This is a genomic window from Jiangella sp. DSM 45060, from assembly GCF_900105175.1.
GTDB lineage: Bacteria > Actinomycetota > Actinomycetes > Jiangellales > Jiangellaceae > Jiangella.
This window is the reverse complement of the sequence record NZ_LT629771.1, coordinates 3,721,431-3,736,106: the sequence shown is the minus strand read 5'-3', so window position 1 is coordinate 3,736,106 and position 14,676 is coordinate 3,721,431. Positions and strand designations below refer to the sequence as shown.

Annotated in this window: 11 protein-coding genes; 6 read left to right on the top strand and 5 right to left on the bottom strand. The window is 74.8% G+C overall.

Annotated elements, in window-relative coordinates; translation table 11 throughout:
• Positions 1-283 precede the first annotated feature (283 nt).
• Together valS and BLU82_RS16790 are read left to right on the top strand one after the other, a co-directional pair.
• Entirely contained in the window at positions 284-2,845 is a 2,562-nt protein-coding gene (gene valS, locus BLU82_RS16795) for a valine--tRNA ligase (RefSeq protein ID WP_092622306.1), read from the top strand.
• A gap of 57 nt (positions 2,846-2,902) precedes the next feature.
• Complete coding sequence (locus BLU82_RS16790; protein WP_172885629.1) at positions 2,903-5,008, top strand: heavy metal translocating P-type ATPase; 2,106 nt, start codon at positions 2,903-2,905, stop codon at positions 5,006-5,008.
• A 109-nt stretch (positions 5,009-5,117) separates the two neighbouring features.
• On the opposite strand, the gene BLU82_RS16785 is transcribed toward BLU82_RS16790, so the two are convergent.
• Positions 5,118-5,642 carry a CGNR zinc finger domain-containing protein gene (locus BLU82_RS16785; RefSeq protein WP_172885628.1) on the bottom strand — a complete coding sequence of 175 codons (525 nt, stop codon included), beginning with the start codon at positions 5,640-5,642 and terminating at the stop codon, positions 5,118-5,120.
• A 25-nt stretch (positions 5,643-5,667) separates the two neighbouring features.
• Between BLU82_RS16785 and BLU82_RS34220 the strand changes: the two genes are divergently transcribed.
• Both BLU82_RS34220 and BLU82_RS16780 read left to right on the top strand, forming a co-directional pair.
• Positions 5,668-5,823, top strand: coding sequence for a hypothetical protein (locus BLU82_RS34220; RefSeq protein WP_157741064.1), 156 nt, complete (start codon positions 5,668-5,670; stop codon positions 5,821-5,823).
• A gap of 47 nt (positions 5,824-5,870) precedes the next feature.
• Complete coding sequence (locus tag BLU82_RS16780) at positions 5,871-6,278, top strand: VOC family protein (protein WP_092622303.1); 408 nt, start codon at positions 5,871-5,873, stop codon at positions 6,276-6,278.
• Here the strand turns inward: BLU82_RS16780 and BLU82_RS16775 are convergent.
• Both BLU82_RS16775 and BLU82_RS16770 read right to left on the bottom strand, forming a co-directional pair.
• Positions 6,275-7,195, bottom strand: coding sequence for a serine hydrolase (locus BLU82_RS16775; protein WP_157741062.1), 921 nt, complete (start codon positions 7,193-7,195; stop codon positions 6,275-6,277). The two genes, BLU82_RS16780 and BLU82_RS16775, sit on opposite strands and share 4 nt — an antisense overlap.
• Positions 7,192-8,082, bottom strand: coding sequence for a LysR family transcriptional regulator (locus BLU82_RS16770; RefSeq protein ID WP_157741060.1), 891 nt, complete (start codon positions 8,080-8,082; stop codon positions 7,192-7,194). Before BLU82_RS16770 ends, BLU82_RS16775 begins: the two co-directional genes overlap by 4 nt.
• Before the next feature lie 114 nt (positions 8,083-8,196).
• On the opposite strand from BLU82_RS16770, the gene bla reads away from it, so the two are divergent.
• Positions 8,197-9,084 carry a class A beta-lactamase gene (gene bla / locus BLU82_RS16765; protein ID WP_092622301.1) on the top strand — a complete coding sequence of 296 codons (888 nt, stop codon included), beginning with the start codon at positions 8,197-8,199 and terminating at the stop codon, positions 9,082-9,084.
• Positions 9,085-9,131: 47 nt separating this feature from the next.
• The gene (locus tag BLU82_RS16760; RefSeq protein ID WP_197682996.1) at positions 9,132-11,150 is read left to right on the top strand and encodes a penicillin-binding transpeptidase domain-containing protein; all 2,019 of its coding nucleotides are present in this window, start codon (positions 9,132-9,134) and stop codon (positions 11,148-11,150) included.
• A 148-nt stretch (positions 11,151-11,298) separates the two neighbouring features.
• Here the strand turns inward: BLU82_RS16760 and BLU82_RS16755 are convergent, their stop codons facing one another.
• Together BLU82_RS16755 and BLU82_RS16750 are read right to left on the bottom strand one after the other, a co-directional pair.
• Entirely contained in the window at positions 11,299-13,389 is a 2,091-nt protein-coding gene (locus tag BLU82_RS16755; protein ID WP_370246322.1) for an acyltransferase family protein, read from the bottom strand.
• A 65-nt stretch (positions 13,390-13,454) separates the two neighbouring features.
• On the bottom strand, positions 13,455-14,669 hold the full coding sequence (locus BLU82_RS16750; RefSeq protein ID WP_092625927.1) for a pyrophosphate--fructose-6-phosphate 1-phosphotransferase: 1,215 nt from the start codon (positions 14,667-14,669) through the stop codon (positions 13,455-13,457).
• Positions 14,670-14,676 lie beyond the last annotated feature (7 nt).

The following is a 14,676-nucleotide window of genomic DNA, read 5'->3' as shown; positions in this document are numbered from 1 at the left end:
ACACGAGGCTGGGATCCGCGGGAACCAACGGGGGGTGAATCGCGTCTAACGCGTTTCCGGCCCCCGGAAGCCCCTGCCGACCGGTGCCACGCAAGGCCGGAGCACGCGCCGTCGCCGCACCATCCGCGCAGGTCAGGGGCGTGTTCCGGGCCGGGTGGCGGCCACGACCGACACCACCGGCAGGAGAAGGATGGCATGAATTGCCGCGATGCCGGGCGTGTCGCGCCGGATCGGCACGGGAAAATTCCCCCGATGGCACCCGGGTGCCGCCACTAGTGTCGGGATGGTGACCGACATCTCGCGCACCGATCCCGTCATCCCCGAACGGCCTACCGTCGACGGGCTGGACGAGGTATGGGCGGCGCGCTGGGAGCGCGACGGCGTCTACCGCTTCGACCGCACCCGCCCGCGGGCCGAGGTGTTCTCCATCGACACCCCGCCGCCCACGGTGAGCGGCTCGCTGCACGTCGGGCACGTCTTCTCCTACACCCACACCGACGTCGTCGCGCGGTACCAGCGCATGCGCGGCAAGGCGGTCTTCTACCCGATGGGGTGGGACGACAACGGCCTGCCGACCGAGCGCCGGGTGCAGAACCACTTCGGCGTGCGCTGCGACCCGTCGCTGCCGTACGTCCCGGGCTTCGAGCCGCCGGCCGACGGCGCCGGGCGCGCGGCGAAGGACCAACTGCCGGTGTCGCGGCGCAACTTCATCGAGTTGTGCGAGCGGCTGACGGCCGACGACGAGCGGGCGTTCGAAGAGCTGTGGCGCCGGCTCGGGCTCTCCGTCGACTGGTCGCACGGCTACCAGACCATCGACGCCGCGGCCCGGCGGGCGTCGCAGCGGGCGTTCCTGCGCAACCTCGCCCGCGACGAGGCCTACCTCGCCGAGGCGCCCACGTTGTGGGACGTCACGTTCCGCACGGCGGTCGCGCAGGCCGAGCTGGAGGACCGCGAGCGGCCCGGCGCCTACCACGACCTCGCCTTCGCCCGGGCCGGCGGCGAGCCGCTGCTCATCGCGACCACCCGCCCCGAGCTGCTGCCGGCCTGCGTCGCCGTCGTCGTGCACCCCGACGACGAGCGCTACGCCGCGCTGGTCGGCACGACCGTCCGCACGCCGCTGTTCGGCGTCGACGTGCCCGTGGTGGCGCACCGGCTGGCCGACCCTGAGAAGGGCACCGGCGCGGCGATGATCTGCACGTTCGGCGACACCGCCGACGTCACCTGGTGGCGCGAGCTGGCGCTGCCCACCCGTCCGGTCGTCGGCCGCGACGGCCGCATGCTGCGCGACGTCCCGCCGTGGCTGGACGACCCCGCCGGGCGCGCGGCGTACGAGCAGCTGGCCGGCGCGACGATGCACACCGCCAGGCAGCGGGTGGCCGAGCTGCTGCGCGCCGGCGGCGGCCTCGTCGGCGAGCCGCGGCCGATCACCCACCCGGTGAAGTTCTACGAGAAAGGCGACCGCCCGCTCGAGATCGTCACCACCCGGCAGTGGTACCTGCGCAACGGCGGCCGCGACGACGACCTGCGTGCGGCGCTGCTCGAGCGCGGCCGCGAGCTGAGCTGGCACCCCGAGCACATGCGGGTGCGGTACGAGAACTGGGTCGGCGGGCTGAACGGCGACTGGCTGGTCAGCCGGCAGCGGTTCTTCGGCGTGCCGATCCCGCTCTGGTACCCGCTCGACGACGCCGGCGAGCCGGTGTACGACACGCCGATCGTGCCCGGCGAGGACGGCCTGCCGGTCGACCCGTCCTCCGACGCACCGCCCGGGTATGCCGAGGAGCAGCGCGGCGTGCCCGGCGGCTTCACCGGCGACCCCGACGTCATGGACACCTGGGCCACGTCGTCGCTGACGCCGCAGATCGCCGGCGGCTGGGAGGCCGACGACGACCTGTTCGCCCGGGTGTTCCCGATGGATCTGCGGCCGCAGGCGCACGAGATCATCCGCACGTGGCTGTTCGCCAGCGTCGTCCGGGCCCACTTGGAGAACGGCGTGCTGCCGTGGCGGCACGCGGCCATCTCCGGCTGGATCATCGACCCCGACCGCAAGAAGATGTCCAAGTCGGTCGGCAACGTCGTCACCCCGCTCGACCTCCTCGACCAATACGGCTCCGACGGCGTGCGCTACTGGGCCGCGAGCGGCCGGCCCGGCGCCGACACCGTGTTCGACCCCGGCCAGATGAAGATCGGGCGCCGCCTGGCGATGAAGGTCCTCAATGTCAGCCGGTTCGTGCTCGGCCTCGGCCCGGTGGCCGGTGACGCCGAGGTCACCGCGCCGCTGGACCGCGCCGTCCTGGCCGCCCTCGACGACACCGTCGCGGCCGCCACGCGCGCCCTCGACGACTTCGACCACACCCGCGCGCTCGAGGTCACGGAGCGGTTCTTCTGGGACTTCTGCGACGACTACGTCGAGCTGGTGAAGGCCCGTGCCTACGGCGACTCCGGCGACGACGCGGGCGCGGCGTCGGCCCGGGCGGCGTTGCGGCAGGCGCTGACGGCGCTGCTGCGGCTGCTCGCGCCGTTCCTGCCGTTCGTCACCGAGGAGGTCTGGTCGTGGTGGCGCGACGGCTCGGTGCACCGGGCGCCGTGGCCCGAGGCCGCCGCCGCCGGTGGCGACGCGGAGCTGTTCGCGACGGCGTCGGCGCTGATCGGGGCGGTGCGCAAGGCGAAGACGGAGGCGCGGCTGTCGCTGCGGACGGAGGTGCCGCGGGCGGTCGCGCGCGTGCTGCCCGGCGCTGCCGAGGCGGCCGCCACGCTGCTCGGCGATGTCAGTGCGGCCGGTCGCATCGCCGTCCTCGACGTCGAGTCCGACCCCGGCGCCGACACGGTCATCGTCGCGCTCACCTGACGAGGAATACCCCCAGGGGGTATGTTGGTTCCATGGTCTGAGGCAACGAGAGGTGAAATGACCATGGAACAGCACGAGCACGTCGCCGCGACGGAGCATCGCGGTGCTCACGACCACGCCGGTCACGCGGGTGCGCCCGCGGGCCACGCCGGTGGGCACTCCGCGCACTCCGGACACGACAAGCACGCCGGGCACGGCGACGGCAGCATGTTCCGGGACAAGTTCTGGGTGAGCCTGGTCCTGGCCGTTCCGGTCGTCGGGTTCAGTGAGATGTTCGCCGACCTGATCGGGTACGAGGTGCCCGGCTGGTCGACGTGGATCCCGCCGGTCCTCGGTACGTTCCTGTTCTTCTACGGCGGCTGGCCGTTCCTCGCCGGCGCCAAGGCCGAACTCGCCGACCGGCTGCCCGGCATGATGACACTGATCTCGCTGGCCATCACCGTCGCGTTCGTCGCGAGCGGGCTGACCACGCTCGAGATCGGCAGCCTCGACCTCGACTTCTGGTGGGAGCTGGCGCTCCTGATCGTCGTCATGCTGCTCGGCCACTGGCTGGAGATGCGCGCGCTCGGGCAGGCGTCGGGTGCGCTGCAGGCGCTGGCCGAGCTGCTGCCCGACACCGCCGAGCGGGTCGGCCCCGACGGCGCGGTGACGGAGGTGCCGCTGGCCCAGCTGGCCGTCGGCGACGTCGTCCTGGTCCGCTCCGGCGGCCGGGTGCCCGCCGACGGTGTCGTCGCCGAGGGCACCGCGGAGGTCGACGAGTCCACCGTCACCGGCGAGTCCAAGACCGTCAGCCGCGGGCCGGGCGACCGCGTCGTCGCCGGCACCGTCGCCACCGACACCGCCATCCGCATCGAGGTCGACGCCGTCGGCGACGACACCGCGCTGGCCGGCATCCAGCGACTGGTGGCCGACGCGCAGGCGTCCAGCTCGCGGGCGCAGGTCCTGGCCGACCGCGCCGCCGCGTGGCTGTTCTGGTTCGCTCTCGGTGTCGGCGCCCTGACGTTCGTCGTGTGGGCGCTGCTGGGCGAGGCGTCGGACGCGGTCGAACGCACCGTGACGGTGCTGGTCATCGCCTGCCCCCACGCTCTCGGGCTGGCCATCCCGCTGGTGATCGCGATCTCCACGGCGATGTCCGCCCGGGCCGGCATCCTCGTCAAGGACCGGCTGGCGCTGGAGCGCATGCGCCAGGTCGACGCCGTCCTGTTCGACAAGACCGGCACGCTGACGATGGGCCGCCCGGCGGTCTCCGGCGTCGCGGCCGCCGGTCCCGTGTCCGAGGACGAGCTGCTGGCGTTGGCCGCCGCGGCCGAGCGCGACTCCGAGCACCCGCTGGCCACGGCCGTCGTGGCGGCGGCGACGCAGCGCGGCGACATCCCGGCGGCGACCGAGTTCCGCTCGCTGACCGGCAAGGGCGTCCGCGCGGTCGTCGGCGGCGCGCAGGTCTCGGTCGGCGGGCCCGGCCTGCTGCGCGACCTGGAGCTGTCCGTGCCGTCGTCGATCGAGCCGCAGGTCGGCGAGTGGGCCGGCGCCGGCTCGACCGTCCTCCACGTCGTCCGCGACGGCGAGGTGCTGGGCGCGCTGGCGCTGGCCGACGAGATCCGGCCCGAGTCGCGCGAGGCGGTGGCGCTGCTGCGCTCTGAGAACGTGCACACGGTGATGATCACCGGCGACGCCCGCAACGTGGCGGAGTCGGTGGCGGCCAAGGTCGGCATCGACGAGGTGTTCGCCGAGGTGCTGCCGGAGGACAAGGACGCCGCGGTCACGTCGCTGCAGCAGCGCGGCCTGTCGGTCGCCATGGTCGGCGACGGCGTCAACGACGCGCCCGCGCTGGCCCGCGCCGACGTCGGCGTGGCGATCGGCGCCGGAACGGACGTCGCGGTCGAGTCCGCCGGTGTCGTCCTGGCCTCCGACGACCCCCGCGGCGTCGTCTCGGCCCGCCGGCTGTCGACGGCCAGCTACCGGAAGATGGTGCAGAACCTGGTGTGGGCGACGGGGTACAACCTGCTGTCCGTGCCGCTCGCGGCCGGCGTGCTCGCGCCGATCGGGTTCGTGCTCCCGCCCGCGGCCGCCGCCGTCGCCATGACCGCCTCGACGGTCATCGTCGCGGCCAACGCCCAGCTGCTGCGGCGGCTGAACCTGCGGCCGGACCAGCTAGCTCGCTGACCGCGTCGCCCTGCTGGACGGCGTCGCCCCGCTGGGCCGCGTCGCCCCGCTGGACCGCGTCGCCCTGCCCTTGCAATGAGCACCCCTGCGCATCGATGCGTCTGGGTGCTCATTGCAAGGGGGCGCGGTGGAGGCGGTGCCGGCGGACGGCCTGGCGGTTGGCGCAGCGGGACGAGCAGTAGCGCTGCCGCCCGTTGCGGGTGACGTCGGCGTAGGCGACGGTGCAGTCGGGGGCGGCGCAGCGGCCCAGCCGGTGCAGCCCGCGCTGGGTGAGGAACCACGCCAGCCCGAACGCCGTGATCGCCGCGAACTGCCGCTCCGGCGGCACGTCGTCGGGGCGGAAGTGCACGTGCGGCGGCCCGTTGTGCAGGCTGATGCGCGGGTGCGCGGTGCCGCGGGCGAGCAGCCGGTTGAGCGCCTCGATGCGCTCCCCGGGCGTCTGCGCGTCGACGACGCCGGCGAGCGCCGTTCGCCAGCGTCGCAGCCCGGTCACGTCCTCCTTGGTGGGAGAGCGCTCCAGCAGCAGGTCGTGCTCGGCCGCCAGCGCGGCGACGTCGGCGGGGGAGTCGAAGCGGGCGTTCACCACCGCGGCGGCGAGCAGCGCGCCCTCGTCGCTGTAATGGTTGAAATGCACAATGCCATGACAGCACCCTTGGCTCATGAAGGGAAGAGCACTGGAGGTGGTCCGCGCGTGCGGCCGGTGCGGCGCCGCCGTCCAGCCGGACCGCGTGACGTCCTGGCACCGCACCGGCGACGGGTTCGTCGGCTACGCCCGCTGCGGCTGCGGCGGGCTGGTGGTGGTGCGTCCGGGGTAGTGAGCCGGGAGGAGAATCGGCGGATCGCCTCGTCGAGGGAGGACCCCATGGGCTTGAGCAGCTTCCGCCTGACCGCGCAGGTCGCGGTCACCGACATGACCCGGGCGACGGAGTTCTACGAGGGACGGCTCGGTCTCTCCGCGACGCGAACGGACGCCGACGGCAGCAAGGTCTACGCGTCGGGCGGTCACGAGTCGCTGGTCGTCTACCCGTCACCGGACCACGCCGGCAGCTCGACCGCGACCCTGGTCGCCTGGTACGTCGACGACGTCGAACGGACGGTCGACGAGCTGACCGCGAACGGCGTGACGTTCGAGCAGTACGAGGGCGTGCTCGAGAGCGGCTTCGACTACGGGACGGACGAGAAGGGCATCTCGGCCCGCGCCGGCGGCGGCAAGGTCGCCTGGTTCAAGGACCCCGACGGCAACCTCTTCTCGATCGAAGGCGACCGCTAGACCCGCAGCACGTCGAGGGCGGCGCGGGCGGCCCGGCCGATCGCGCGGTCGGCCTCGGGCTGGGACCGGGCGGCGACCGTCGAGGCGGTGAGGGCGGCGACGGCGATGCGGTCGCCGGTCGACGTGGTGATCATGCCGGCCTCGTGCCGCAGGTTGAGGAACGTGCCGGTCTTGCTGCTGACGGTGACGGCGTCGGCGGCCAGCTCGGCGCCCATCCGCTGGCGCACCTGGTGGCCCAGCAGCTCGCGCAGCCGCGCCGTCGCCGCCGGGACGCTGACGTCGTCGGTCCAGACGCGCTCGACCAGCGCCACCAGCCCGGCCGCCGTCCCGCTCGTGGCCGCCGCGACGTCCAGCGTCGGTAGCACGTGCCCGCCGCCGTCGGTGGTCGCGCGCACCGCCAGCTCCAGCGCCAGCACGGGATCGTCCGGCGCGACCGCCGCCGCGGCCTCGTACAGCCGCCGCATCGGGTGCCGCACGACGATGCCGTCGCACCCCCAGCCCTGCAGCGTCGCCGTGACCCGCTCCGGCGGCACCAGCGCGAAGACGGCGTCGGCGGCGGCGTTGTCGCTCACCGACAGCATGAGCAGCAGCAGGTCCTCCAGCGCGATGCGGCTCGGGTGCCGGAACAGCGCCGCGCCGGTCGGGCCGGCGGTCATCCGGCCGGGGACGAGATCGACCGGCGTCGACGCGTCCAGCGAGCCGGCCGCGATGAGGTCGAGCACGACCAGCGCCAGTGGCAGCTTGCTCACCGACGCCAGCGCGTACGGCGCGTGCACGTCGAAGCCGAGATCCTCGCCGGTGTCGACGTTGCGGGCGTACAGGGCGCCGCGCAGCCCGGTGGCGGCCCAGTCGGCGCGGATGTCGTGCGCCGTGCGCACCGCCTCGCCGGAGAACCCGAACGCGTCGGTCGTCGTCACCGCCGCTCCTCCGGGTCGTTGACCAGCCCGGCAGCGCGCGCCAGCGCCGGCAGGACGGCGCCGGCCAGCTCGCGCGGCACCCGCGCCCGGCCGGCGACGGCGTACGCGCGGCGCACCGCGACGTCGCCGAGCGGACGCCAGCGCAGCCGGTGCGCCGCGGCCCACGCGGGCGTGCACAGGACGGCGTCGCCGTACTCGAGCGCGCAGGTCAGCGCCTCGGTGTCGGGGGTGCCGACGCGCAGCTGGCCGTCCAGCAGCCCGGCCAGCCGGCCGGCGCGGCGCACCGGGTCGCGCACCCACGGCACGTCGTCCTCGGCGGACAGGTGCAGCGCGCGCGGCCGGCCGTCGTCGCCGGCGGAACGGCGCAGCTGGTCCAGGTGCAGCCGCCGCCCGCGCAGGTCTTCGGTCGCGGTGCCCGCGCCGAGCTCTGCGCCGATCTCCTCCTCGTCCGGCGGGCAGGGCAGCAGCGCGACGTCGAGCCGGCCGCGGCGGACGAGCGCGGCCCGCTCCGCGGCGGGCTGCTCGGCGAAGCTCAGCGTGACACCGGCCGCGGCGGCCAGGCGGCGGGCGGCCACCAGTGCACGCGGGTCGGGCCCGGCCGGGATGCCGGCGCTCAGGCCGGCGGCGCGGGCCGCGGCGGCCAGCTCGCGGAAGTGCCCGGCCCGGGCGACGAGGTCGGCGGCGTGGGGGAGCAGCGTGCGGCCGGCGTCGGTCAGCTCGACCTGCCGGGACGAGCGGTGCAGCAGTGTGGCGCCGAGGTCGCGCTCCAGTGCCGCGACCCGCCGGCTGACCACCGGCTGCGGGGCGCCGCAGAGGTCGGCGCCGCGGGTGAAACTGCGGGCCTCGGCCACCGCGACGAACGCCTCCAGGTGCCGCAACAGGTCCACGGGCAGCCACCATACCCATTCGGCATGGATCGGTGGCGGTTGCGTCTTGGACATCGCTGCGGCCGCCTTGCGACGGTGACGGCGTTGGCCGCACCGCCTCGAGGAGGAACCCCGATGACCCGTCCGCTCAGCCGCCGCACCGTTCTGCGGGCCGGCCTGGCCGTCCCGCTGGCCGCGTCGGCCGGCCTGCTCGCCGGCGGCGGCGCCGGCGCGGCGAGCCCCGGCCCGGACCCGGCGGTCCGCGAGCTGGAGCGCGCCCACGACGTCACGCTCGGCGTCAGCGCGACGAACCTCGCGACCGGCGCCCGGCTCGCGCACCGGTCCGGCGACCGGTTCCCGATCCTGTCGGTGTTCAAGTCGATCGCCGCGGCCGCCGTCCTGCGCGACCTCGACGAGTCGCGGCTGGAGCACCGCGTCTGGTACCCGCCGGCCGACATCGTGCTGAACTCGGCCATCACCGCCGAGCACGTCGACACCGGCATGACCGTCGCGGAACTGTGCGACGCCGCGATCCGGTTCAGCGACAACGCCGCCGGGAACCTGCTGCTGCGCGAGCTCGGCGGCCCGCGCGGGCTGACCGCGTTCGCCCGGTCGATCGGCGACGACGCGACCCGGCTGGACCGCTGGGAGATCGAGCTGAACTCGGCCGAGCCGGGCGACGTCCGCGACACGTCGACGCCCGCGGCGCTGGCCCGCACGCTCGCCGGCCTGCTCGTCGGCGACCTGCTGCGGCCGCGGGACCGGCGGCGGCTGCGCGACTGGATGCTGGCGAACACGACGTCCGGCCCGCGCTTCCGCGACGCGCTGCCGGACGGCTGGCGGCTGGCCGACAAGACCGGCGCCGGCGACTACGGCACGAACAACGACGCCGGGGTGGCATGGAACCCGGCCGGCCAGCCGATCGTCATCGTTGCCATGAGCCGCCGCGACGAGCGCGACGCCCCGCGCGTCGACGCCGCCCTGGCCGACGTGGCCCGGCTGGTGGTGCGGCGGCTGGGCTGAGTGCATTGGGACTAGGGTATGCGGGACGACGGGCGGAACGGGGAGCGATGATCGGGAAGAACAGGGCCCTCGCGGCGATGGCCGGGGGCGTGCTGGTGGCGACGGCGGCGGGGTGCAGCGGCGACGACCGACCCGACGCCACGCCGGTGGCCGAGCAATTGGCCGAGGCGGTCGCGTCCGGCGACTTCGGCGGCGTCCCGCTCGGCGACACCGGCGCCGAGGACGCGAACGCCGCCGTCGAGGCCATGGTCGCGGGCATGGGCGAGGCCACCCGCACCGTCACGGTCGCCGACCTCGCCCGGACCGACGACGAGAACACCCGCGAGGTCACCCTCGACGTCGGCTGGGACCTCGACGGCTCCGCGGCGCCGCCGGTCACCACGGGCACCGAGACACCAGCGGCCACCCCGACGGCCAGTGCGACACCGGACACCCCCGACTGGACCTACCAGACGACGGCCACACTGCGGGTCGCCGACGACACCGAGGCCGGGTGGACGGTCGACTGGTCGCCCGCGGTCCTGCACCCGCAGCTCACCGACGGCGCCACCCTCGACCTCTCGCGCACGCAGGCGCCGCGCGCGGACATCCTGGGCGCGGGCGGCGCGGTCGTCGTCACCGAGCGGCCGGTGTACCGCATCGGCATCGACAAGACCCGGGTCGACGCCGCGCTGGCGCCCGAGTCGGCGGCGTCGCTGGCCGAGCTGGTGGGTGTCGACGCGGCCGGGTTCGCCGAGCGCGTGCAGAACGCGGGGGAGCGGGCCTTCGTCGACGCCATCACGCTGCGCGAGGGCGACGCCGCGCCGCTGCTGGACCAGATCGCGGCCATCGAGGGCGCCGTCGCCATCGACGACACGCTCGCGCTGGCCCCGACCCGCGACTTCGCCCGGCCCATCCTCGGCACCGTCGGCGACGCCACGGCCGAGTTGGTCGAGGAGTCCGGCGGGCGCATCGTCGCCGGCGACGTCGTCGGGCTGTCCGGGCTGCAGGCGCAGTACGACGAGCAGCTCGGCGGCACGCCCGGGCTGGCCGTCGAGCTGGTGCCGCCCGCGCCGGCCGAGGACCCCACGGCCACCGCGTCGCCGGCCTCGGACGCGCCCGCGGACGCGCCCGCGCCGGCCGAGCCGGAGGTGCTGTTCGAGCGCGAGCCGGTGGCCGGCACCCCGCTCGCGACAACGCTCGACATCGATCTGCAGACCCGCGCCGAGACCATCCTCGCCGACGTCGGCCCGGCCAGCGCCATCGTCGCGGTCCAGCCGTCCACCGGCGCCGTCCTGGCCGCCGCCAGCGGGCCCGGCGGCGAGGGCTACTCGACGGCGACGCTCGGGCAGTACGCGCCGGGCTCGACGTTCAAGGTGGTGACGTCGCTGGCGCTGCTGCGCGCCGGGCTGACCGCCGAGTCCACCGTGCCGTGCACGCCGACGGTCACCGTCGACGGCCGCGCGTTCGAGAACTACGACGACTACCCGTCCGGCGCCATCGGCGACATCACCCTGCGCCAGGCCGTCGCGAACTCCTGCAACACCGCGTTCATCAGCCAGAACGGCGTCGCCGACCAGGCCGCGCTGGCGCAGGCCGCGGCGTCGCTGGGGCTCGGCGCCGAGTACCAGGCCGGCGCGCCGGTCTTCCTCGGCGCCGTCCCGGCCGAGGCCGACGGCACCGCGCACGCCGCGTCGATGATCGGCCAGGGCGAGGTACTGGCGTCGCCGCTGGCCATGGCGACGGTGGCCGCGTCGGTGGCCGCCGGGCACACCGTGGCGCCGACGCTGGTCGACCCGCCCGCCGCGGCGCCCGAGAGCACGCTGACGGCCGACGAGGCGGCCGTCCTGCAGGACCTCATGCGCGCCGTGGTCGAGGACGGCAGCGGCGCGTTCCTCGGCGACGTCCCCGGCCCCGTAGGCGCGAAGACCGGCACCGCCGAGTACGAGGCCGACGGCGAGATCCGGCTGCACGCCTGGATGATCGCGACCCAGGGCGACCTCGCCGTCGCCGCGTTCGTCGAGGACGGCGAGTCCGGCTCCCGCACCGCCGGCCCGCTGCTCGAGGCCTTCTTAGGGGGTACCTGACGGATCTTCGGCGGCGCGGATCGACGCCCAGGAACCGACCAGCGGCGTTGTCGTCGTCGGCCGATGGCTCCGCATCGACCTTCTCCTCCGCCTTGCTGGACCGGCCCCTGGACGCCGCCCGCATCCACCAATATCCGTCACGCACCCCCTAGGCGGCTGACCGCCGGGCCGCGGCGAGGTACGGGCGCAGCTGGGTCTCCAGGTGCGAGGCGAGGCTGCGCGCGTACGTCGCGGTGAGGTGGTGGTCGTCGCGCCAGACGACGACGTTGCCGATGACCGCGGGGCACTCGTCGGTCGGGCAGATGGCCCGGTTGAGGTCCACGACGTCGACGTCGCCCAGCTCGCCGGCCGCCACCCGCTGCTCGTCGCCGGCCTTCTCGACGGCGTCGGCGCGCGGCTGGGCGCACTCGGTGAGGCGGTCCGGCTTCGCGCTGACGCACTCGGCCGGGTCCTGGTCGAGCCAGGGCGTGTTCTCCAGCACGACCAGCTCGACCCCGGCGTCGCGCACCGCCTGCCAGCTCTCGCGCAGGCCGTCGGCCAGCCGGTCGGCGCTGGCGTCGTCGCCCAGCTCGCGGCCGTCCTCCCACACCCGGTAGGAGTTGCTGCCCGACGTCACCACCAGCTCCGGCTTGTCCGGCCCGGTCAGGCGGTCCAGCAGCGCCTCGTTCCAGTCGCGGCAGGACGTGTACGGCGCACCGGCCGCCGTCGTGACCTCCACCGAGAAGAACCCGCAGGACGACTTCGTGTACGTCTCGATCCGCCAGCCGTACCGCTCGCCCAGCACGTCCAGCGCGGGCTGCCACTGCGCCGCGTGCGAGTCGCCGGCCAGCGCGATGACGCGCCCGGCGTCGAGGTCGCCGTACGCGCAGCTGGCGAGGTCGGCGTCCTCGGCGTTTTGCTGGCAGCCGTCGGGGTAGATGTCCGGGTTGTCCTCGGGGACGTCGATCGGGTCCGGGGTCATCGCCGGCACCTGGTCGACGGGCTCGCCGTCAGGGTCGCCGGCCGGGTCGGGGGCGAGGACGGCGGCGCCGGGCGCCTCGTCGGCGGTCGCGTACTCCGGCACCGCCTTGACGGTGACCAGCGCGGCCAGCAGCGCCGTCGCCGTCGCCGCCACCCCGACGGCGAACGCCCGGTGCGGCCGGACGGCGAGCGCGCGGGCGTGGTGGATCGGCGCCTCGACCAGCCGGTGCGTCAGCCAGGCCGGCCCGAACGCGGCCAGCACCACCAGCGTCCCCTGCGACGGCGACAGCGCGCCCCACAGCGCGCTGGCGGCCAGCAGCAACGGCCAGTGCCACAGGTACAGCGAGTACGACAGCCCACCCACCCACCGCAACGGTGCGCTCCCGAGCAGACGGGTAGGCAGCGTGGACGCCAGCCCGCCAGCGAACACGCGCAACGGTGCGCTCCCGAGCAGCCGCCCCGGCACCGTCCCGGACGGCGTCGCCACACCCGCCGCGATCACCGCGGCCGTCCCGAGCACCGGAACCAGCGCCGCCGCGCCCGGGAACGCCGTCGCCGCGTCGTAGCTCAGCGCCGCCCAGCCGACGGCCGCCAGACCGCCGCCCGCCAGCGCGCCGGCCAGCCACACCGGCAGCCGCTCCAGCCGCCGCGCGCCGATCGCCACCGCCGCGCCGGCGGCCAGCTCCCACGCCCGTGTCGTCGACACGAAGTACGCCGCGCCGGGCGACGCCGCCGTCAGGTGCACCGACCACGCGAACGACGGCACCGCGACCACCGCGAGCCCGGCCAGCAGCGTCCGTCGCACCGACCCGCCGCGGCGGCGCCGCCGCCACCACACCAGCGCGAGGATCAGCACCGGCCAGAGCAGGTAGAATTGCTCCTCGACGGCCAGCGACCAGAAGTGCTGCACGGGGCTGGGCGCGTCGCCCGCGGCCAGGTAGTCGACCGAGTCGGCGGCGAGGCGCCAGTTGACGACGTACGTCGCCGACGCCGCGATGTCGCCGGCCACCGACGGCCAGCGCAGCGGCGGCAGCAGCAGCATCGTCAGCGCCGCGGTCGCGGCCAGCACGACCGCCGTCGCCGGGAGCAGCCGGCGGATCCGGCGGGCGTAGAACCGGCCCAGCCGCAGCCGGCCGGTCGACTCGACCTCGCGCAGGATCAGCCCGGTGATGAGGAATCCGGAGATGACGAAGAACACGTCCACGCCGACGAACCCGCCGCTGACCAGCGGCAGGCCCGCGTGGTAGGCGAGCACCAGCAGCACCGCGACGGCGCGCAGGCCCTCGACGTCCGGCCGGAACCGAGGACGGGCCTCGGCTCCGGCTGTGGTCGTCGTGGCGGAAGTCAGGCCGGCTGCCCGATCGCCCCGATCAGGTCGGCGAACCAGGGCGTGGACGGATCGAACTCCTTGCCGCCCTTGATGCGGTCGAACTCGATGGCGCGCAGCCGGCCGCCGCGCTCCTCGTCGTGGCCGATCAGCCCGCCCTCGTGCCGCAGTGCGCACTCGACGGCGAGGTCGGTGCAGCTCTTGATGAGGCGCAGGTCGTCGGCGTTGGCGGCGGCGGAGCGGCTGAAGTAGCCGCTCTTCTGCACCATGACCTTCTCGGCGCCGACGCGGGCGGCGAACTGCTTCGCGAACCAGGCGCCGGGGTTGATCTTGTCGATCTTGACGTGGCCGAACGGGTCGCGCGGGACCTCTTCGCCGGCCGCCTCGAGCTCACCGACGATGGCGTCGACGCCGGCGCCCTCGGACAGGAAGATGTTGACGCAGCCCAGCTCGTCCATCAGCGAGCGCAGCCGGCCGGCCTCGGCGTCGAGGTCGAGCTTCTGCTCGGGCACGTACACGGCGTGGACGTCCCAGCGGCGGGGGTCGACGCCCAGCTCGGGCGCCCACTCCTGCGCGGCCAGCCACTTGCGGTAGACGCGCGCCGTGGCGGCCGTCAGCCAGCCGCAGTGCCGGCCCATGACCTCGTGCACGATGAGCATGCGCGGGTTGGAGGAGTGCTCGGCGATGATGTTGCGGGCGTAGACCGAGCCCTGCTCGGCGGCCGTCCAGGCGCCCAGGCTCTGCCGCACCGGCACGATGTCGTTGTCGACGGTCTTCGGCAGCCCGACGACGGTCAGCTCGTAGTCGTTCGTGGCGAGATAGGCCGCGAGGTCGGCGGCCGTGGTGTTGGTGTCGTCGCCGCCGATGGTGTGCAGCACGTCGACGCCGTCGCGGGTGAGCTGCTCGGCCGCCACGTGCAGGGGATCTTGGCCCTCCTGGACCAGCCCGCGCTTCACGCAGTCGGCGACGTTCGTCAGCTTGACCCGGCTGTTGCCGATGGGTGAGCCGCCGAACCGGTGCAGCCGCGACGCCGTGGCCCGCATCTCGGGCGTGACGGTGATGGAGCGGCCGGTCAGCAGGCCCGCGTAGCCGTCGAGATAGGCGATGATCTCGACCTCGGGCGCGATCTCGGTGTACCGCTCGATCAGGCCGCCGACGGCCGACGACAGGCACGGCGCCAGGCCGCCGGCCGTGAGCATCGCGACCTTGCGCACCGGTGTGCTCTCGGGCATGTGAGGT

What these genes read in the sequence shown, in the direction of transcription:
- valS (WP_092622306.1), top strand. Translation starts at nt 284, where the DNA reads ATGGTGACCGACATCTCGCGCACCGATCCCGTCATCCCCGAACGGCCT.
- BLU82_RS16790 (WP_172885629.1), top strand. Translation starts at nt 2,903, where the DNA reads ATGACCATGGAACAGCACGAGCACGTCGCCGCGACGGAGCATCGCGGT.
- BLU82_RS34220 (WP_157741064.1), top strand. Translation starts at nt 5,668, where the DNA reads ATGAAGGGAAGAGCACTGGAGGTGGTCCGCGCGTGCGGCCGGTGCGGC.
- BLU82_RS16780 (WP_092622303.1), top strand. Translation starts at nt 5,871, where the DNA reads ATGGGCTTGAGCAGCTTCCGCCTGACCGCGCAGGTCGCGGTCACCGAC.
- bla (WP_092622301.1), top strand. Translation starts at nt 8,197, where the DNA reads ATGACCCGTCCGCTCAGCCGCCGCACCGTTCTGCGGGCCGGCCTGGCC.
- BLU82_RS16760 (WP_197682996.1), top strand. Translation starts at nt 9,132, where the DNA reads ATGATCGGGAAGAACAGGGCCCTCGCGGCGATGGCCGGGGGCGTGCTG.
- BLU82_RS16750 (WP_092625927.1), bottom strand. Translation starts at nt 14,669, where the DNA reads ATGCCCGAGAGCACACCGGTGCGCAAGGTCGCGATGCTCACGGCCGGC.